Consider the following 18,918-nt stretch of genomic DNA (forward strand, 5'->3'; position numbering starts at 1 on the left):
GTCAGCCCGCGTCGTCGGCCATCCAGCGGTGACCGCTCGGGGTCACCATCCGACGTCCGACCACAGTGGACTGCGAGGAGCCGACGACGACCGTGGTGAGCATGTCCACGTCGGCCGGGTCGAACTCGGTGATCGGAGCGCACCAGACCGTCTGGTCCGCACGGCTCGCCTGGCGCACCGCGCCCACCGGGGTCGTCGCCGGGCGGTGCTCGGCGAGGACTTCCAGAGCGCGGCCCAGCTGCCAGTGGAGGTTGCGGGAGCGCGGGTTGTAGAAGCAGACCACCAGGTCGCTCTCGGCGGCCGCCCGGATCCGGCGCTCGATCACCTCCCACGGCGTGTGCAGGTCGGACAGGCTGATCAGGGCGTGGTCGTGGCCGAGCGGGGCACCCAGCAACGCCGAGGCCGAGAGCGCCGCCGTGACGCCCGGAACCCCGACGACCTCGATGTCCACGTCGGCCTTCTCCAGAGCGGGGCTGGCCATCGCGAACACGCCCGCGTCGCCCGAGCCGATCAGCACGACCGCACGCCCCCGCTCGGCCAGCTCCACCGCGTCGGCGGCGCGGGCGTCATCGGCCCCCAGCGGCGTGCCGCGCTCCTCGGTGCCGGGCCGCAGCAGGTGCCGGATCTGGTCGAGGTGCCGGTCGAGGCCGACGACCACCGATGCGCGGCGCAGCTCGGCGTCGGCGCGCGGCGTGCGCAGATCCGGAGCGCCGGGGCCGAGGCCGACGATGGCCAGCCTGCCGCGCGGCCGGATGCGCGCGGCGGCCACCGTGACGCCCTCGCCCTTGATCTTGTCCGCGACCAGCTCGACCGGAGCTCCGTAGGCGAGTTCGGCGGCGGCGTGCAGCGCGGACGCCTCGGCGACGCTGGGCGTCCCGGCCTCGCGGCGCACCACCTCGCTCGGGTTGGGCACGGCGACGCCCGCTAACACCTCGGCCGGGTAGGTCAGCAGCGACATCTCGTCGCCGCCGTCGCTGGAGTGCCAGAACCCCAGGTCCTGCACCGCGTCGAGGATGCCCGCCTCCTCCGCCTTGACGTCGGCGGTGGCGAACGCGCGGATGGCGCGCGGATCCAGCCCCCGCTCGCTGTCGAGCCTGGCGATGGTCTCGGTGACCGCGGTGCGCGAGACTCCGCGCGACGACCCGATCCCGACGACCAGCGTGCGCGGGATGAGGCGCAGCGTGCGCTCCTCCTGCTCGGTCGGGCGGCGGTCGTCGATCACCACCGTCCACAGCGGACCGACGACCTCGGTGCCGACGTTGGGCGGCAGCGCAGGCAGCGGGAATCCGTGCGGGTTGACCAGCCCGACCGGGGCGCCGTCGAGGATCGCCGCTCCGCAGGCCGGCAGGTCCCCGTCGACGGTGGCGTCGAGCTGGTCGACCAGCTCGTCCAGGGCGGTCGTGCCGGTGGTCTCCGGAGCCGTGGTGGTCACCGACGCGCAGTCGAGGACGTCGGCGACCTGCTCGGCCAGCGCGTTGGCGGCACCGTCGTGGCCACCGGTCAGCGCGATCGCGAAGCGCTGCGCCTCGTCGACGCTGACGATGCCCGGGTCGGTGCGCTCGTCCTGCAGCAGCGGAGCGACCAGGCGGATCGTCGCGCCGCTGGCCAGGAAGAAGACGGCCGCGTCGAGGTGGTCCCAGAGGCGCCGCACTGCCGGTCCGATCGGGCCGTCGGCGACCAGGGCCTCCGGCCCCAGCCGTCCGGCGAGTTCAGCGGCCGCCCGCCGTCCCGCCGCGGTCACCGCGAACAGACCGATCACTGCTTCTCCCCCCGCTCGTCGTCACCTGCCCGGTTCCGGTGACACCCTAGGGCACGTCCGAGCGAGCCGGTCCCGGCGCGCGATCGGCCCGGCCGACCTCGCACTGGGCGAGATCAGGGCTTCTTCTGCGCCGTGATCAGCACCACCGGGTTGGCCGCTTCCAGCTGCGTCGAGTTGTCCTCCAGCTCCGCCAGGCGGGACGCCGCCAGCTGAACGCCGTGGACCTCGTACCCGGCCGAGCGGAGGGTCTCGCGGGTCGGCGCGACCCGGTCCAGCGCGGCCAGCGCGACCACCACCCGCGACGCCCCGGCGTGGGCGCAAGCGGTGACGACCTCCTGGCCACCACCTCCCACGTAGATCGAGTCCGGCTTGGGCAGCTCGCGCAGCGCCTGCGGGGCCTTGCCCTCCTCGATCCGGACGTCCACGCCATGACCTGCGGCGTTGGTGACCAGTCGGACGACCTGCGCCTCGTCGGACTCGATCGCGATGGTGGCAGCGCCCATCCGGGCGCACTCCACGGCCACCGAACCGGAACCCGCTCCGACGTCCCAGACCAGCGCGCCGGGCCTCGGGGCGAGCCGGGCCAGCGCCACGGCGCGCACCTCGGCGCCGGTGATCATGCCGTCGCGGTGCGAGAACTCGTCCTCCGACAACGCCCAGCCGGTCGCGGGCGGAATCGGCTCGCCACCGGCCATCCAGCTGCGCGGCGGCACCTCATCGGCGTCCGCCAGGCACAGCACGACGTTGGGTTCGAACCAGCTGCGCTTGGCCGCATCGGCCGGGTCCACGGTCACCACGGACTCGTTCGGGCCGCCCAGGTCCTCGGCGACGATCATCGTCCGCCGCCACCCGGCGAGCCCGGAGGCGATCTGCGCCGGCCCCGACTTCGGGGCGGTCAGCACCGCCACCGCGGGGCGGGCGCGGCACACGTTGATCGCCGCGCCCAGATCGCTCCCGTGGGCGCTGACGACCACGACGTCGTCCCAGGAACGTCCCGCGCGCGCCATCAAGCGCTGAACGCTGGAGGTCGCGGGCAGCACCGTGCAGCGGATGCCGCGCTCCCGCAGGGCGCGCACCGCGCCGAAGAACCCGGGGTCGCCGGACGCGAGCACGACGCCCCGCTCGTCGCCGGACAGCGAGAACAGCGCGTTGAGCGCCGGTTCCAGCGGTCCGAGCTCAAGACGTTTCGCGTGGTCCGGGGCGTGCGCGTCGAGGTGCCGCTTGCCTCCCACGACCAGTCGCGCCTGCTCCATCGCCTCGGCACCACCCGGCGGCAGCGTTGCGCCGTCGACCCCGATCACCGTGACTGCCAAGTCACTCACCTCGCTTCGGTGGCCGCGACCCCGTGCTGCGCCTGGCCATCGACCACGACCCGAGCACGCGGCCCTCGACCGCACTCCTCGCTGAACGGCTCCAATACTGCGGCCACCGGGGCGCGCACGCGGTGCGCACACGCCGGGGAACGGCCACCGCGCTGCCACACCTCATACGGGCGGCGGGCGACGGCGGGTTCAGCGGCGGATCACTCCGACTGGTCGTCCGGCTTCGCCGGGGGCTTGCGCTTGGCGGTCTGCTTGGACTTGCCGGAATTCGGCTTGGCGGGAGCCTTGCGCTTGGCCGCGCTGGACTTCGCGGCGTTCGCCGGCTTGCGCGCGGTACCGGTCTTGGCCGTGGTCCGGGTCGCCGCAGCCCCCGACGACGGGGACGATTCCGGCTGCGGCGCAGCGGGTTCCGGATCCCCGGCCTCGTCGGCGCCGAACAGCTGCGACTGCGATTCGTCGGCTTCGCGGATCGAGATGGTGCGGTTCGCGCCGAACCGCGCCGCTCCCCGAGCGGACTCCTGCCAGTCGCGGACCGCCCACCACGCCGCGTCGGACTCCTTGAGCTTGCCGGAGTCGCTCTCCGCGGGCTTCGCGGACGGGGTGTCGACACGCTGGGACTCGCCGGACTTCTCCCGCGGAGCGTCGATGCCGGGCTTCTCCCGCGGGGCGTCGACGCGGCGGACGGAACGCTCGGCCCGCAGCGGGCGGCGGGCCTCCCTGTCGGGCTTGCGGTAGGAGTGGAACTGGCCCGAGTGGTACGAGTGCGAGCGGCCGCCGCCCGCGTTGAGGCCCTTGCCGATGATGAACAAGGTGTGCCGCCACAGCTTGTGCTTCTTGCAGTCGGCTTCGAGCTCGCCGAGCGTGCTGCGCACCAGCAGCTCGTCCGGCCAGGTCACCTTGTAGGCCACCAGCACCGGGGTGTCGTCCGGGTAACCGCCCGCCCGCAGCTCCTCGACCAGCTGGCTGGTGCGCGCGGCGGAGAGGAACAGCGCCATCGTGCTGCCGTGCTTGGCGAACTCGCGCACCGTCTCGCCGTCGGGCATCGCGGTCTTGGCGCCCTCCAGGCGGGTCAGCACCAGCGATTGGGTGACCTCCGGGACCGTCAGCTCGCGGCCGATCGCGGCCGCCGCGGCGGAGAAGGCGGGAACACCGGGCACGATCTCGACCTCGACGTTCATCCGGGCCGCGGCGTCGTGCTGCTCCTGAACCCCACCCCACAGCGAGGGGTCACCGGAGTGCACGCGGGCCACGTTGAGCTTGTCGCGCTCGGCCCGCCGGAAGATCTCCACCGCCTGCTCGTGGGTGAGCCGGGAGGAGTCGATGAGCTCTGCGTCGGACCGCGCGTGCTCCTGCACGCATTCCGGGGTGACCAGGCTCGCGGTCCACACCACGATGTCGGCTTCGGCGATCCGCTTGGCTCCGCGGAGCGTGATCAGGTCGGCCGCGCCGGGTCCGGCGCCGACGAACGAGATCCGACCAGTCACCATGGTTCTCCTCTTCCGCCTCTGGGTGGCAGCACTACCACTGTCGACAACTCAGGCGCTGCATCCACATCGGACGCTTCAGCGAGCGGCACCGGGTGTCCGGAGGCCCGGTGCAGGCCGATCGGGGCACCGCGCACCACCGCAGGCGTCGCCCGCCGCCGCAGGCGACGACCGTACCTCGCGGCACCGCGGGCTCCCGCAGCGCGTTGACCTTCCGCAGCGCGGACATCACCGCGGGTAGCCCCGGTGCCGGCGCCGAGGGCTCCTCACCGCAGGCATCTCGCGACGAATCGGGCCACCGCATCGGGGTTTCCGGCCGGGTGGGTGTGCAGGTAGGAGGCGTGCACGCCGCCGTGGACGAACCCCTCGCGCTGCGGACCGGAAGGACCGCGCCAGAACCACGCCGGGACCTCGCCGTGGCCCGGTTCTGTTGCGGTGCGGTGGAATTCGTGCCCGCTGACCCGGGACCCCTCGGCGAACAGCGGGGATTCGGTCGCGGCGACCGCGTCGCGATACCCCAGCGTCAGCTTCGACGTCATCGCCGCGCGCACCGGCAGCGCCCCGCACATCGGTTCGCCGTCGAGCTCTTCACCGAGGTAGAGCAGCCCGCCGCATTCGGCGTGCACCGGGGCACCGGTGCCGGCGAACCCGCGAATCTCGTTGCGCAGCGCGGTGTTCGCCGACAGAGCGGAGGCGTGCTGCTCGGGGAAGCCGCCGGGCAGCACCAGTCCGGCGGTCCCGCGCGGCAGCCGCTCGTCGCGCAGCGGATCGACCAGCGCGACCTCCGCACCTGCGGCTTCGAGGAGTTCGACGTACTCGGCGTAGCCGAAGCTGAACGCGTGACCGCCTGCGACGGCGACGACCGGACGCCCCTGCGGCCGCACTTCGGCAGCCGGATCCCAAGCGGGACCGGGCAGTTCACCGGCGGTGCGGGCGAGCGCGGCGACGGCGTCGAGGTCGACGGACCCCTCCACGACGTCGGTCATCGCCTCCACCGCGCGCAGCGCTTCGGCACCGTGCTCGACGGCCGTGACCAGCCCCAGGTGGCGTGAGGGCACTTCCAGGTCGACGGCGCGCGGGATCGCGCCCAGCACCGGCAGTCCCGCGCTCTCGGCGGCCGAGCGCAGCACCTCCTCGTGCCGGGCCGAGCCGACGCGGTTGAGCAGCACCCCGGCCACCCTGACCTGCGGCCGGTAGCTGCGGAAGCCGTGCAGCAGCGCGGCGAGGCTCTGGCTCTGGCCCCTGGCGTCGACGACGAGCACGACCGGCGCGTCGATCAGCTCGGCGACGTGGGCGGTGGAGCCGTACGGGAGATCCTCCTGCGCACCGATGCGGCCGTCGAACAGGCCCATCACGCCTTCCACCACCGCGATGTCGGCGCCGGCGGCCCCGTGGTGCAGCAACGGCGCGATGCGGTCGGCGCCCACCAGCACCGGGTCGAGGTTGCGGGCGGTCCGCCCGGCCGCGAGCCGGTGGTAGCCGGGGTCGATGTAGTCGGGCCCGACCTTGAAGGGCGCGACCCGATCGCCGCGCCTCTTCAGCGCGCCGAGCAGGCCGGTCACCGCGGTCGTCTTGCCCTCGCCCGACCCCGGAGCCGCGAAGACCACCCGATCGGGTTTCACCACTCGATGCCCTTCTGGCCCTTCTGGCCGGCGTCCATGGGGTGCTTGACCTTGCCGGTCTCCATCACGAGGTCGGCGGCGTCGATGAGCGCCTGCGGCGCGTAGCGGCCGGTGATGACGACGTGCTGGTGCCCTCCGCGCTCGTGGAGCTTGGCGACGACCTCGTCGACGTCGATCCAGCCCCAGTGCAGCGGGTAGGTGAACTCGTCGAGGACGTAGAGGCCGTGCGTCTGCTCGTCGAGGCGGCGGGCGATCTCCTGCCAGCCTTCGAGCGCGGCGGCGGCGTGGTCCTCCTCGCTGGTCTTCTTGCGGGTCCAGGACCAGCCTTCGCCCATCTTGTGCCACTCGACGGGACCGCCCTCGCCGGTCTCCTCGTGCAGCTTGCCGAGGGCGCGGAACGCCGACTCCTCACCGACCTTCCACTTGGCCGACTTGACGAACTGGAAGACACCGATCGACCAGCCCTGGTTCCAGCCGCGCAGCGCGAGTCCGAAGGCGGCGGTGGACTTCCCCTTCATCTCACCGGTGTGCACGACCACCAGTGGCCGGTTGCGGCGTTGACGCGTGGTGAGTCCATCGGCTGGCACGGAGGAAGGCTGTCCCTGAGGCATGCATCGACCCTAACCAAGAACATCCGCAGGGCACGGCCCCGCATGAGGTGGGCAACTTCACCGCTGCGACCGGCGTTCGACGCGTGAAGATGGACGAGCGTCCCAGAACTAGGAGCCGCCGCATGCCCACCAGACCGCCTCTGGTGTTGTCCGCAGCCTCGTTCATCAGCAGTTTCGACCGGTTCGCCGTGACCCCGACGCTGGTGCTGATCGCGCTGAGCATGCACGTCCCGATCGCCTCGGCGGTCACGGTCGCCAGCGGCTACTTCCTGGCCTACGGGCTCTCGCAACCGCTGTGGGGAATCCTCTCGGACCGCTACGGCCGGATCCCGATCATGCGCGCCACGCTGCTGGCGGCGGCCGCCACGGGCCTGATCTCGACGTTCGCGCCGTCGCTGCCGGTGCTGATCGCGGCGCGGGTGCTGGCGGGCGCGTTCATGGGCGCGGTGGTCCCGACGACGCTGACCTACGTCGGCGACACGGTCTCCCAGCAGAAGCGCCAGAGCGCGCTGTCGGACCTGATGGCGGCTCAAGCGGTGGGCACGGCCATGGCGACGGCGGTCGGTGGCGTGCTGGCCCACTGGCTGGACTGGCGCGTGGTCTTCGCGGTCCCGGCCCTGTGCGCGGCGGTCTGCGCGCTGCTGCTGCGCGGCCTCCCGGAACCCGACCGCGCGGCAGTGTCGGGCGGGGTGGGTTCCCACATCGGCGGAGTCCTGCGCAACCGCTGGGCGCTGCTGGTGTTCGGCCTGGTCTTCGTGGAGGGCGCGGTACTGCTGGGCACCATGACCTTCTTGGCGTCGGCGCTGGTCAACGAGGGCTTGGACGTCGCGGTGGCGGGCTTGGCCACGGGCGCCTACGGCGTGGGCGTGCTGGTGTTCTCCAGGGTCGTCAAGGCCATCCACTCCGCGGTCCCGGTCCCCCGCCTGATCGCCATCGGCGGCACGCAGATGATCGTCGGCTACGCCCTGGTCTCCGTGGACACGAACCTGGCCACTGTGATCATCACGGCCCTCCTGCTGGGCGGCGGCTGGTCCTTCATGCACTCCTCCCTGCAGGCCTGGGCCACCTCCGTGGCTCCAGAAGCGAGGGGAACGGCGGTGGCCCTCTTCGCCTGCGCCCTGTTCCTCGGCAGCGCAGCAGCCTCCGCAGCAGCAGGCCCCCTAGCGGACCGCGGCAACTACACGATCCTGTTCATCACAGCAGGAGCAGTGGCCATCCCCCTCGTAGCCACAGCCACCTACGCAAGACACCGCTACCACCAAAAACAACCCACCCCAGCCTGAACAGCAAAACAAGAACGTCAGGCAAGCGACGAAGTCGCTTCCTCCTTCACCACCTGAGCAACCGGCACCGCCGGGGGTTCTCAGACGCCTTCTGGGGAGGACAGCCGAAGCGCCGCGTATCCGTTCATACTCAAGTCTCGGATCCCGGACCCAGAAGGCGTCTGAGGTTCCGCCACTGGCACCGCCAAGCAGAACGACCACACCAAGAGACAAAAAGAGCCCCGCGCTCAACCGGCCTGGGGGTCGCTGGGAGCGCGGGGCACTTTGAAGGTCCACCCCTGGGGGTCAGGTGGACTGGTGGTCACCGTACCAATCCGACCGATGGGTCGGTACTCACAGGGCTGAATCTCGTAACCAAAAAGAGACTAAGCGGCCAACCCGCTGTCACCACTGACGGCGCGCACGACTCCGGCGACGTGTTCGGCGGAGAGTTCCTCGAGCCGCAGGCTGGGCCCGCCCAGGGCTGTGGCCACCTGGTTCGCCAGTCCGAGCTTGACGTAGCCGCTCTCGCAGTCGACGACGACGGAGGCCGTTCCGGTCCCCGCGACGACGCGCGCCGCGCGCAGGGCGTCGTCGAAGGCCTGGGCGGATCGGGTGCCCTGGACGCCGACGGTGGCCTTGCCGTCGGTGAGCAGCACGACGAGCGGCCTGCGCTGCGGGTCCCGGGTGCTCTCGGTGCGGATGACGTGCTCGGCGCGCAGGAGGCCGTCGGCGAGCGGGGTCCTGCCACCGGTGCGCATCCGGCGGAGCCGGGCTGCGGCGATGTCGACGGACGAGGTGGGCGGGAGCGCCACTTCGGCCTGGTCGCCGCGGAAGGTGATCACGCCGACCTTGTCGCGCCGCTGGTAGGCGTCGCGCAGCAGGGACAGCACGGCGCCGCTGACGGCGCTCATCCGGTCGCGGGCGGCCATCGATCCGGAGGCGTCGACGACGAAGAGCACGAGGTTGCCCTCGCGACCTTCGCGGAGGGATCGCCGCACGTCCTCGGAGCGCAGCACGAGTCCGGGACCGCTGCGCCCGCGCGCGGCCTGGTGGGGCGCGGCGGCGGCCAAGGTGGCGGTCACGTGCAGGCCGTGGCCGTCGACGGTGGTCGCGCGGGTGGTGCGTCCGCTGCGCGAGCGGGCGCGGGAGCGGCGGCCGGGGGCGCCTTCGCCGAGACCTTGCACTTCCAGGAGCCGGGCGCGGAAGGACGGCCCTGCTCCCGCCGGGGTGCGCTCGGAGTCACCGCTGCCGGACTGCTCCTGCTCCTCCTGCTCGCCGCCGCCACCGCCGGTGGGGCCGGTGGGCTCGTCCTGCGGCTCGCCACCGCCGGGGCCGCCGTCCGGGCCACCGCCGTCGGGGTCGTCGTCGGGATCCTCCGGCTGCTCGTCCTCGGCCTGGTCGGCGGCGTCGGAGAGCGCCTGCTGCAACTGGTCCTCGGCCATCCCGGGTTCGTCGAACGGGTCGCGGCGGCGCCGGTGCGGCAGAGCGAGCCGGGCCGCGGCTTCGACGTCCTCCTCGGCGACAGCGTCGGCGCCGCGCCAGGCGGCGTGGGCGACGGCGGTGCGCGCCAGCACCAGGTCGGCGCGCATGCCGTCGACGTCGAAGGCCGCGCACAGCGCGGAGATCCGCCGCAGCTCGGTGTCGGGCAGCGCGACCTTCTCCACGCGGGCGCGGGCGGCGCTGATGTGCTCGGCGAGCTCGGCGTCCGCGTCGGCCCACTGGGCGGCGAATCCGGCGGGGTCGGCTTCGAACGCGAGCCGGCGGCGGACGACTTCGGTCCGGGTCTCGACCTCGCGCGACGCGGCGACCTGCACGGTGAGGCCGAAGCGGTCGAGCAGCTGCGGCCGCAGCTCGCCCTCTTCCGGGTTCATGGTGCCGACGAGCAGGAACGACGACGCGTGCGAGACGGAGACGCCGTCGCGCTCGACGTGCGCCCGGCCCATGGCGGCGGCGTCGAGCAGCAGGTCCACGAGGTGGTCGTGCAGCAGGTTGACCTCGTCGACGTAGAGCACGCCGCGGTGCGCTCCGGCGAGCAGGCCGGGCTGGAAGGCGCGGACGCCTTCGGTGAGGGCGCGTTCGAGGTCGAGCGAGCCGATGAGCCGATCTTCGGTGGCGCCGACGGGCAGCTCGACGAGCTGCGCGGGCCGCCGGGTGGCGGTGTCGCCGTGCGGCGCGTCGGGGCACTGCGGGTCGGCGGCGGCCGGGTCGCAGCCGAAGCGGCAGCCGTCGACGACGTCCAGCGGCGGCAGCAGCGAAGCGAGGGCGCGCACCACGGTCGACTTGGCCGTGCCCTTCTCGCCGCGCACCAGCACACCGCCGATGCGCGGGTGCACCGCGTTGAGCAGCAGCGCGAGCCGCAGGTCGTCGTGGCCGACCACAGCGGAGAAGGGGAAGCGAGGGGCAGCGGACATGCCAGTGTGGTTCCTTCCTCGGGGTGCGGACGCCCCGCTGTCGGGAACAAGGGGCCGCAGTGTCCTGACTCCCGGATCGTCACGGCCTCCGGCCTTCCCAGGTCACCCCGGTGGCTCGCGCGGGAGGTCCGCTCCCCGGTCACAGTGGCGCCGACCGTGCCGGATTCGCACCGGCTTCCTGCCAACACCCCTTGCAAACGGATTCAGCGACATCGTTCCAGACGTCGATCAAGCGCCCAACCTCCTGGCGCCTCAACTCACATTCAGCGGCCGGCGGTGACGCCCGCGCGGCGGGGTTCGCGGCGCATGTCGATGTGCGGAATGCCGTCTTCGAGGTATTCCTCACCGGTCTCCACGAAGCCGAAGGAGGCGTAGAAGTCCTTGGCGTAGGTCTGCGCGGACAGCACGGCGGGCGAGTTCTGCACCTCGGCGACGGCGGCGCGCATCAGCTTGCGCCCGAGGCCGAGGCCGCGCGCGCTCTTGGCGGTGCAGACGCGGCCGATGCGGTAGGTGCCGTCGGGGTCTTCGAGCAGCCGCAGGTAGCCGAGCACGTAGTCATCGGCGGAGTCGACCCAGAAGTGCCGGGTCGAATCCTCCAGGTCCCGCCCGTCGAGCTCGGGGTAGGCGCACTCCTGTTCGACGACGAAGACGTCGACGCGCAACCGCAGCATCCGGTAGAAGTCGTAGGCGTCCAGGTCCGCGGTGTAGGCGCGTTGCACGGCGGTCGCGAGCGGCTGAAGGGTCACTCTTACCTGGATATCACAGGACTTCCCGGTTTCCCGAACTCGTCGGCGGCCGGAGTTGTGCAGACCACTCGCGCACGGGCTCACGGCGCGTAGTGGGACAGCCTCGTGTAGACGCCGGGAGTGCCGGGTCGACCGCATCCGGTTCCGTAGGACACCACGCCGATGAGCCGTCCGTCGGCGACGATCGGTCCGCCGGAGTCGCCGGCGCAGGCATCGCGCCCGCCTTCGGGATATCCGGCGCAGAACATGCTGCTCGGGTCGTAGTTCGGGTACGCGGAGCGGCAGCTCTCGTCGGGGGCCACCGGCACTTCCACGGACCGGAGGGTGTCGGAGGCCGGACCGTCTTCGCTGGTGCGGCCCCATCCGTAGACGCGAGCGGGGGCGCCGGGCCGGTAGGGCGACTCGTCGCCCGGCTCGACCACGGGCAGCGGGCGCTGCGGCAGGGGCGTGCTGAGCTTGAGCACCGCGAGGTCGTCGCCGGTGGTGAAGTCCTCGTACTGCGGGTGCACCCACACGCTGTCGACCTCGGCTTCGGTGCCTTCCGAGCTGCGCAGGTCGGTGCGTCCGGCGACCACCTTGAGGTCGCTGGGCGAGCGCTCCGCTCCGGTGAGCGGGTCGTGCGCGCAGTGGGCCGCGGTGACGACCTCACCAGCGCGGATCAGGGTGCCGCCGCAGAAGTGGTTGCCGTACCGATCGGTGAGCGCGACGGCCCAGGGGGCCTCCTGGGTGTCGGCGCCGGAGCCGCCGAGGATCCGGGACTGCGGCTGGTCGTCCCCGGTGATCGCCGGTTGGGCGTGAGCGGCGGGGCTCGTGCTCGCCAGCGCGGTGACCGCCCCGGCGATGGCGAGCGCGCGCAGCGCTCGGGTCTTGTCGGCGGATCCCTGTTCGCGGCCCAAAGCGGGTGCCTCCAGCTGTCGCGGTCATCGACGGAGCGGACACACCGTAATCACCCGCACACCGAAACATCACGAGGCGCAACTCACACGCCGACGGGAAAATCTTTCGATAAACTGGAACCGGAAAGCAAATTCTTTCGCGATCGTCGGCGTTGACGATCGCAACTCCACCTCAGGCCGCTGCGGATCCGGGTGCCTCCACCCCGGGCGTCCGCCGATTTCGCCTGACCGGATGACGAGAAGCACCTGATCAAGGGACGCAGCCGTGCGTGCTGCCCGGAAAAGAGAGGAACTCGCCGTGCTCCTGGACCCGACGCCGTTGCCCGCCTTCCTGCTGGCGAGCGCGGTCGTGATCATCACCCCGGGAGTGGACGTCTTCCTGCTGCTGCGCACATCGCTGAACCACGGGCGCAAGGCGGGCATGCTCGCGCTGGCCGGGATCCACAGCGCCAGCGCGCTGCAGGTCACCCTGGTCATCTCCGGACTGGGAGCCCTGATCACCAGCGCGCCGGGCGTGCTGGTGGCGCTGAAGTGGGTGGGCGCGGCCTACCTCCTCTTCCTCGCGGCGACCATCGTGCGCGGGTACTGGCTGACCAAGCGCGAATCCGGCTCGCTGGACGTTCCGCCGCCGGATGACGGCAACCCCTACCTGCGCGGCCTGCTCAGCAACCTGACCAACCCGAAGATGCTGCTGTTCAGCCTCGCGTTCCTGCCGCAGTTCGTCGGGGCGTCCGCGCAGCCTGCGCTCCAGCTCGTCGCGCTGGGCGTCGTCTTCCTGCTGCTGGCCGCGATCTGGGAGGCCGGCATCGTGCTGGCCGCAGCCGGGATCGCCGACCGGCTAAAGAACCCCCGAGTCTCGAAGTCGCTGGACGCGTTGAGCGCGACGGCTTTCGTGACCATCTCGATCGGACTCGTCGCGAGCTGACAGCAGGGTCAGCAGCGCGAGCCCGGCCAGCACCAGGAGCACGACGGGCACGGTGACCACGCCCGAGAGCAGGCTGACCACGAACGGCGTGCAGAAGCCCAGGTAGGCCAGCACCCACATGATCGCGGTCAGCCCGGCGAGCTCGGACGGCCCGGCGATGCGCCCGACCATGGTCAGGCAGTAGGTCGAGACGAAGCCGTAGCCGGTGCCCAGCGTCAGCGCGGCGACCAGCCCCAGCCAGGGCTGCACCTGCCACGCCGCGAACGCGGCCAGCACCAGCCCGGCCGCGATGGCCAGCAGGCCGAACACGGCCGTCGCGCGCAGCCCGCGCCGGGCGATCCGACGCGCCCACGGCTGCACGACCGCGCCGAAACCCGGTGCGCACAACGTCGACACCCCGGCGTAGAGCACCTCGTAGCCGGGCGCGTGGGCGGTGACCGCCGCGGGCAGCACCGCGAAACCGACCGTGGGGCACAGGAAGATCCACGGCGCCACCGGCGCCACCCGGCGCAGGAAGCGGGGATCGCGAGCCCCCTCGCCGCGCGGCGCCCCGGCGACCGGTTCGACGCGGGTCTCGGGGCAGCGCAACGCCAGCGGCAACGTCACCGCGCACAGCAGGAGGTGCGGGACGTAGGCGCTGACCAGCGGGAGCGGAACCCAGGTCGCCACCAGCGCGGAAACCAGGCCGCTGATGCTGAACCCGGCCGCCAGCAGTACGCCCGCCCTGCGGGCACCGGCGCCGTCCTCGGTCGCGGTGCCGAACGGCGGGTGCGACAGGTCGCGCACCCAGGCGCTCCCCGCGGCCAGCACGGCACCCGTGCTCACCCCGACGACCAGCCGCCCGACCACCAGCCACGGCACGACGTGCGCACCGAGCATCAACGCCACGGTGGCCAGCGCGCTGAGCACGATCGCCCAGATCACCACCGGTTTGCGGCCGCGCCGATCAGCCAGCGGACCGCCGAACAGCAGGCCGGGCACCAGCCCGAGCACGTACAGCGCGAGCAACCCGGTGGCGAACGCAGGGCTCAGCCCCAGCTCGCCTCGGTACGCCCCCAGCAGCGGGGAGAACTGGTTCGCGCCCCAGCCGGCGACCATCAGCAGCAGCGCGGCAGGCACCCACACGTTTCGCACACCTAACGTTCTACGTCCCCCACGCCACCGCAGGTACCGACCGTTCGGATTTCCCGAACGCCGACGGCATCAACGCGGTGAGTGCAGCAAGGCCGACGCCTGATGCTGGGCCGACGTCGCGAATCACCTCTCATTCGCTGGCCTCTCGATTCGCCCGGTTCTACGTTGCGGGGATGGACCTGCGGCGGTTGGAGACGTTGCTGGCGGTGGCCGATGAAGCGCACTTCGGCCGGGCCGCCGAGCGGTTGTTCCTGGCCAAGGCGACCGTCACCGAGCACGTCAAGCAGCTGGAGCAGGACTTCGGGACGCCGCTGCTGGATCGCAGCCCGGTGCGGCTGACGCCTGCGGGCCACCGGCTCGCGCGGCACGCTCGCGCACTGCTCGCCGCCGCCGAGGTCGCCCGCGCCGACGTCGCCGAGGCCGCCTCCAGCGAGCCCGGGACCTTGCGGGTGGGCGTCATGGGACACGGCTCGGCGGAGTTGACGCCGGCGACCGTGCAGGCCTTCCGGATGGCCCACCCGGAGATCGACCTCCGGGTGGTGCCGCTGGACTTCACCGAGCACGTGTCGGCCCTGCTGGAGCACCGCGTGGACGTCGCCTTCGTCCGGCCCGCGCCGGAGGACGAGCGCGTCGAGATCGACGTGCTGACCACCGAGCGGCGCATCGTCGTGGTCCCGGCCCGCTGGGAACTGGCCGACGCGCCCGAGGTGGAACTGGCCGACGTGCTCGACCTCCCGTTCATCCGGCTTCCCGAGCGCACGCCGCGCCAGTTCTCCGACTACCTGTACTTTACCGCGGCGCGGGGCGGTGAGGCCCCGCGCCGCGGCCGGGACGACGCGGTCACGCCGCACGAGGTGCTCGCCACCGCCGCCGCCGGACGCGGGGCGGGTTCGGCGCTGGAGTCCTTCGAGCGCTTCTACCCGTGGCCCGGCACCCGATGCGTCCCGGTGGCCGACGCCCCGTGGGAGCACAGCGTGCTGGTCAGCCGTTCCGGCGATCTCGGCCCGCAGGTGCGGGCCTTCCGGACCGTCGCGACCGGACTTGCCCGGGAGCTGGGCCCCGGGCTGCGGTTGTCCCCTGCGTGATCAGTGCTGCGTGATCAGTGCTGCGCGGTGAGCTGCGCCTGGACGTCGGCCTGGTAGGTCGCCACGCGGGTGTAGATGCCTGGGCTGCCCGGCCGGGCGCAGCCGTTGCCGGTGGAGACGATGCCGACCAGCTTGCCGTCGACGACCAGCGGACCGCCGGAGTCACCCTGGCAGCTGTCGATGCCGCCCTGCGGGAACCCGGCGCAGACCATCGCCTTGGGGTCGTACTGGTCGTAGGCGGCCTTGCAGTCGGCGTCCGAGGTCAGCGGGACCTCGGCCTTCTGCAGGGTCTCCGAGGCGTCGCCGCCTTCGGAGGTGGCGCCCCAGCCGAGCACGGTGGCCATCCGGCCCGCCTCGTAGGAGGCGGTGTCGGCGGGTGTGGCGACCGGCAACGGCGCCTGCGTGAGCTGCTGGTCGAGGGTCAGCACCGCCACGTCGGACCCGGTGTTGGCGTCCTGGTAGTCGGGGTGCACCCAGACGTCGGTGACCTTGGCCTCGGCGCCGTCGGCGGACGACTTGTTCTCCCGCCCGGCGACGACCCGGACCGAGGCGGGCTTCTCGCCCTTGACGCAGTGCGCGGCGGTGATGATCTTGTTGGCCGCGCCGATGCTGCCGCCGCAGAACTGGTTGCCCTGGTCGTCGGCCAGGTAGACCACCCACGGGTGATCGGCGATCCGAGCGGCTTGGCCACCGACGATCGGCGGCGCAGCCGCACCCTGCTCGGTGGCGTTCGCCGTGGTGGCCAGCAGTCCGCCGACCAGGCTCATCGCCGCCAGCGTCCCCGCCGCTGCCCGCACCCCGAACTTCTTCGACATGGTTCGTCTCCTCCCCCGGAGCCTCCCGGCGGCCGTCCGTCCGCCGCTCCGGCTCGTCCAAAGTGTCCACGAGTAAGAGGAAACGAACCCCCTGTCAGATACACCTCGGCCGGGAGCACAACACGAACGAGTGGAATTTTACGGCGTTCTCCACTCGGACGGCCCATCCTTTTCCTCCACAGTGGACGGACAAATCCGACGGCGAGAACAGGTTGCGACGTGATGTCCGCAGTGGACGGACGAACTGGGACGATGGCCGTTCAGTAGCCGGCGGCGACGTCCACCAGACCGAGCAGCGGCTGGCCCGCCATCTGGCGGCGGACGTTCTCCTCGACCCGGCGCGCCAGGGCGGGCATCTGCAGCGACGGCGGGTTGGCCGTGTGCGGCGAGATCAGCGCGCGCGGGTGGCTGAACAGGGGGTGCCCGTCACGGAGCGGCTCCGGGTCGGTCACGTCGAGCGCGGCCCCACCGATCCGGCCGGCGTCGAGCGCCTCGACGAGGGCTTCGGTGTCGACCAGCGACCCCCGGGCGATGTTGATCAACCACGCGTCGGACTTCATCGTCCGCAGCGCGGCGGCGTCGATGAGCTTCGAGGTCGCCGAGGTCGCCGGAGCCGCCACCACCACGAAGTCCGACTCGGCGAGCACCTCGTTCACGCCCTCGGCGTCCTCGGAACGGCAGGTCCGCTCGGCCCCCAGCACGGGCTTGCCCGAGCGGTTCACCGCGAGCACCCGGACCTGGAAGGGGCGCAGCATCTCGATCAGGGCCTTGCCGATCCCACCGGCGCCGATGATGCCGACCGTCGACCCGGCGAGGCTGCGCATCCCCTCCGGGCGCTGCCAGGCCGTCGCCCGCGCCATCGCGGGCAGCTGCCGCGCACCGGCGAGCATCAGGCCGAGCGTGTGCTCGGCGACCGTCTGCGCGAAGGTGCCCGCGGCCGAGGTGAAGGTCAGGTCCTCGCGCAGCACACCGGCGCTCACCCAGGACTCGATGCCCGCCGACGGCAGCTGCACCCACTCCAGGTCCGGCCGGTCGTAGTCGGCGAACCTGCTCGGCTCCCCGCCGAACCACACCAGCGCGTTCGCGTCCTCCGCGGCGCTCAGCTCGGCACCGGCCGCCAGCACGGCGGATTCCAGTTCCGGGTGGGCCGTCGGACCAACGTGGACCTTCACTTCTCCTCCAGATCTCACTGCTGCTGACAAGACGCCCTCAAGCGTCGACGAGCTGCGCCAAGGCGGGCAGCTGCGCCTCATCCTCCAGCGCTGAGCCGACCGCGACCACATCGGCTCCGGCCTGCAGGAACTCGGGCGCGTTGCGCGCGTTCATCCCGCCGGTCGCGACCACCCGCAGCCCCGGGAAGGGTCCTTTCATCGCGCGGAACCAGCCGCTGCCCAGTTCCGCGGCGGGGAACGCCTTCACCCACGACGACCCGAGCCGCAGGGCCTGCTGGACCTCGCTGGGCGTGGCCACTCCCGGCACGTGGGGGAGGTCGAGCTCGGCGCTCAACCGCACGATCTCCGCGTCGAGGCCGGGGGCGATGGTGAAGGCCGCCCCCAGATCGCGAGCGGTGCGCAGCCGGTCCGGTGTGGTGATCGTGCCCGCGCCGACCGGACGTCCGCGCTCGGCGCCCGCCCGCACGGCCGCGGCCAGGGACGGTTCTGCCTCCGGCGTCTCGATCGGGACCTCGACCGCGTCGATGCCCAGGTCCCAGGCTCGCCGGGCCAGCTCGACCGTCCGCTGCGGGTCCATGCCTCGCAGGATTGCCATCACCGGCCCGGCGAAAAGCTCGTCCAGCAGGGACATCTCACTCATCTCCGCCGAATCGCAGTGCGTTCCAACTCCGCTCGTCGAGCGCCATCCAGCGCGCCAGCGATTCGGCCTCGGGCGGCGCGGCGTGGTCCTCGGTGCTGCGCAGGCTGTGCGCGGCCAGCAGGTGCCCTCGCCGCAGGCAGCGCACGTCGTCCTCGCCCCGGAGTACGCCGGAGAGGAATCCGGCCGCGAACGCGTCTCCCGCGCCGACCGGTTCGACGACATCGACGGCCGGCGCGCGAACGACGGCGCTCGTCTCGCCCAGCGCATGAGCGGCCTCGGCGCCGTCCTTCACCACGACCGTGACCGGCGAGTCGAGCAGTTCTCGCACGTCCTCGGCGGTTTTCACGCCCCACAGGGCGGCGGCTTCGTCGAGCCCGACGAACACCACGTCGGCGAGCTGCGCGAGCTCGGCGAGCACCGGAGCGGCGTGCCGGGCCGGCCACAGCGCGGGCCGGTGGTTGACGTCGAAGGAGATCGGGGCGCGGCGCGGGCGGGTCAGCAACCGCCGGATCAGCCGGTCGCAGCTCTCCGAGAGCGCGGGGGTGATGCCGCTGATGTGCAGGACGCGCGCGGCGTCGATGACCTCGTCGGCGAGGAAGTCCAGGTCCATCGTCGAGGCCGCCGAGCCCGCGCGGTAGTAGTGCACGCGGGTGCCGTCCGGGCCGGGGTCCTTGAAGTAGACGCCGGTCGGCGCATCGGAACGCACCTCGACCAGACCGGTCTCGACACCGGATCGGTCGAGGGAGGCGACCAGTCGCCGTCCCAGCGGGTCGGCACCGACCCGGCTCGCCCACCGCACGCGGTGCCCGAGCGAGGCGAGGTGAACGGCCACGTTGGACTCGGCACCACCGGCGGAGAGGGTGAAGGAGGCGGATTCCTCCAAGGGGACCGGTGCGGACGGGGCGACCAACGACATGGTCTCGCCCAGGCACAACACCTCGGTCTCGTCGCCCGGCTGTGCCACGTTTCCTCCCGTCACCGCTGAATCGGGCGCCAGCTTAGCCACTCGTCGCTGCAGAATGCACACCCCT

The 18,918-nt window shown here is 72.3% G+C and carries 16 protein-coding genes and 1 riboswitch; of the genes, 3 read left to right on the forward strand and 13 right to left on the reverse strand.

Annotated features, from left to right (window positions below; all coding sequences use genetic code 11):
• Position 1 precedes the first annotated feature (1 nt).
• The 5 genes from cobJ to cobO form a co-directional block, all read right to left on the reverse strand.
• Positions 2 to 1,759, reverse strand: coding sequence for a precorrin-3B C(17)-methyltransferase (gene cobJ, locus FHU35_RS07420; protein WP_145737589.1), 1,758 nt, complete (start codon positions 1,757 to 1,759; stop codon positions 2 to 4).
• A gap of 113 nt (positions 1,760 to 1,872) precedes the next feature.
• Positions 1,873 to 3,072 carry a precorrin-6y C5,15-methyltransferase (decarboxylating) subunit CbiE gene (gene cbiE, locus FHU35_RS07425; RefSeq protein ID WP_145737590.1) on the reverse strand — a complete coding sequence of 400 codons (1,200 nt, stop codon included), beginning with the start codon at positions 3,070 to 3,072 and terminating at the stop codon, positions 1,873 to 1,875.
• A gap of 209 nt (positions 3,073 to 3,281) precedes the next feature.
• Positions 3,282 to 4,568 (reverse strand): precorrin-4 C(11)-methyltransferase, encoded by a 1,287-nt coding sequence (gene cobM / locus FHU35_RS07430; RefSeq protein WP_222429292.1) that lies wholly within the window; start codon positions 4,566 to 4,568, stop codon positions 3,282 to 3,284.
• Positions 4,569 to 4,831: 263 nt separating this feature from the next.
• Entirely contained in the window at positions 4,832 to 6,190 is a 1,359-nt protein-coding gene (locus FHU35_RS07435) for a cobyrinic acid a,c-diamide synthase CobB (protein WP_145737591.1), read from the reverse strand.
• On the reverse strand, positions 6,184 to 6,798 hold the full coding sequence (cobO, locus tag FHU35_RS07440) for a cob(I)yrinic acid a,c-diamide adenosyltransferase (protein WP_145737592.1): 615 nt from the start codon (positions 6,796 to 6,798) through the stop codon (positions 6,184 to 6,186). Before cobO ends, FHU35_RS07435 begins: the two co-directional genes overlap by 7 nt.
• 122 nt (positions 6,799 to 6,920) lie before the next feature.
• Here cobO and FHU35_RS07445 point away from each other — a divergent pair, with 122 nt between their 5' ends.
• On the forward strand, positions 6,921 to 8,081 hold the full coding sequence (locus FHU35_RS07445) for an MFS transporter (protein WP_145737593.1): 1,161 nt from the start codon (positions 6,921 to 6,923) through the stop codon (positions 8,079 to 8,081).
• Between the two features lie 365 nt (positions 8,082 to 8,446).
• Here the strand turns inward: FHU35_RS07445 and FHU35_RS07450 are convergent, their stop codons facing one another.
• The 3 genes from FHU35_RS07450 to FHU35_RS07460 form a co-directional block, all read right to left on the reverse strand.
• Positions 8,447 to 10,474: a putative cobaltochelatase gene (locus tag FHU35_RS07450; protein ID WP_145737594.1), complete on the reverse strand. Its 2,028-nt coding sequence runs from the start codon at positions 10,472 to 10,474 to the stop codon at positions 8,447 to 8,449.
• Positions 10,475 to 10,509: 35 nt separating this feature from the next.
• Positions 10,510 to 10,681: riboswitch (cobalamin riboswitch) on the reverse strand.
• A gap of 56 nt (positions 10,682 to 10,737) precedes the next feature.
• On the reverse strand, positions 10,738 to 11,220 hold the full coding sequence (locus tag FHU35_RS07455) for a GNAT family N-acetyltransferase (protein ID WP_145737595.1): 483 nt from the start codon (positions 11,218 to 11,220) through the stop codon (positions 10,738 to 10,740).
• Positions 11,221 to 11,300: 80 nt separating this feature from the next.
• A complete protein-coding gene (locus FHU35_RS07460) occupies positions 11,301 to 12,116 on the reverse strand; it encodes a S1 family peptidase (protein WP_186459290.1) in 816 nt (271 codons plus the stop codon).
• 298 nt (positions 12,117 to 12,414) lie between these two features.
• On the opposite strand from FHU35_RS07460, the gene FHU35_RS07465 reads away from it, so the two are divergent.
• Positions 12,415 to 13,041: a LysE family translocator gene (locus tag FHU35_RS07465; protein ID WP_145737597.1), complete on the forward strand. Its 627-nt coding sequence runs from the start codon at positions 12,415 to 12,417 to the stop codon at positions 13,039 to 13,041.
• On the opposite strand, the gene FHU35_RS07470 is transcribed toward FHU35_RS07465, so the two are convergent.
• Positions 12,955 to 14,166 carry an MFS transporter gene (locus FHU35_RS07470; RefSeq protein WP_246110118.1) on the reverse strand — a complete coding sequence of 404 codons (1,212 nt, stop codon included), beginning with the start codon at positions 14,164 to 14,166 and terminating at the stop codon, positions 12,955 to 12,957. The two genes, FHU35_RS07465 and FHU35_RS07470, sit on opposite strands and share 87 nt — an antisense overlap.
• A 182-nt stretch (positions 14,167 to 14,348) precedes the next feature.
• Here FHU35_RS07470 and FHU35_RS07475 point away from each other — a divergent pair, with 182 nt between their 5' ends.
• On the forward strand, positions 14,349 to 15,260 hold the full coding sequence (locus FHU35_RS07475) for a LysR family transcriptional regulator (RefSeq protein WP_145737598.1): 912 nt from the start codon (positions 14,349 to 14,351) through the stop codon (positions 15,258 to 15,260).
• A 14-nt stretch (positions 15,261 to 15,274) separates the two neighbouring features.
• On the opposite strand, the gene FHU35_RS07480 is transcribed toward FHU35_RS07475, so the two are convergent.
• The 4 genes from FHU35_RS07480 to FHU35_RS07495 all read right to left on the reverse strand — a co-directional run bounded on the left by FHU35_RS07480 (position 15,275) and on the right by FHU35_RS07495 (position 18,851).
• A complete protein-coding gene (locus tag FHU35_RS07480) occupies positions 15,275 to 16,075 on the reverse strand; it encodes a S1 family peptidase (protein ID WP_145737599.1) in 801 nt (266 codons plus the stop codon).
• Positions 16,076 to 16,335: 260 nt separating this feature from the next.
• A complete protein-coding gene (locus FHU35_RS07485; RefSeq protein WP_145737600.1) occupies positions 16,336 to 17,247 on the reverse strand; it encodes a D-isomer specific 2-hydroxyacid dehydrogenase family protein in 912 nt (303 codons plus the stop codon).
• Between the two features lie 37 nt (positions 17,248 to 17,284).
• Positions 17,285 to 17,887, reverse strand: a complete 603-nt coding sequence (locus tag FHU35_RS07490) for a bifunctional 4-hydroxy-2-oxoglutarate aldolase/2-dehydro-3-deoxy-phosphogluconate aldolase (RefSeq protein ID WP_145737601.1) — start codon at positions 17,885 to 17,887, stop codon at positions 17,285 to 17,287.
• The gene (locus FHU35_RS07495; RefSeq protein WP_246110119.1) at positions 17,880 to 18,851 is read right to left on the reverse strand and encodes a sugar kinase; all 972 of its coding nucleotides are present in this window, start codon (positions 18,849 to 18,851) and stop codon (positions 17,880 to 17,882) included. The genes FHU35_RS07490 and FHU35_RS07495 overlap by 8 nt, the downstream gene beginning before the upstream one ends.
• Between the last annotated feature and the right edge of the window lie 67 nt (positions 18,852 to 18,918).

This window comes from Saccharopolyspora dendranthemae (assembly GCF_007829955.1).
GTDB classification, from domain to species: domain Bacteria; phylum Actinomycetota; class Actinomycetes; order Mycobacteriales; family Pseudonocardiaceae; genus Saccharopolyspora; species Saccharopolyspora dendranthemae.

What these genes read in the sequence shown, in the direction of transcription:
- cobO (WP_145737592.1), bottom strand. Translation starts at nt 6,798, where the DNA reads ATGCCTCAGGGACAGCCTTCCTCCGTGCCAGCCGATGGACTCACCACG.
- FHU35_RS07490 (WP_145737601.1), bottom strand. Translation starts at nt 17,887, where the DNA reads ATGAGTGAGATGTCCCTGCTGGACGAGCTTTTCGCCGGGCCGGTGATG.
- FHU35_RS07480 (WP_145737599.1), bottom strand. Translation starts at nt 16,075, where the DNA reads ATGTCGAAGAAGTTCGGGGTGCGGGCAGCGGCGGGGACGCTGGCGGCG.
- FHU35_RS07445 (WP_145737593.1), top strand. Translation starts at nt 6,921, where the DNA reads ATGCCCACCAGACCGCCTCTGGTGTTGTCCGCAGCCTCGTTCATCAGC.
- FHU35_RS07475 (WP_145737598.1), top strand. Translation starts at nt 14,349, where the DNA reads ATGGACCTGCGGCGGTTGGAGACGTTGCTGGCGGTGGCCGATGAAGCG.
- FHU35_RS07450 (WP_145737594.1), bottom strand. Translation starts at nt 10,474, where the DNA reads ATGTCCGCTGCCCCTCGCTTCCCCTTCTCCGCTGTGGTCGGCCACGAC.
- cobM (WP_222429292.1), bottom strand. Translation starts at nt 4,568, where the DNA reads ATGGTGACTGGTCGGATCTCGTTCGTCGGCGCCGGACCCGGCGCGGCC.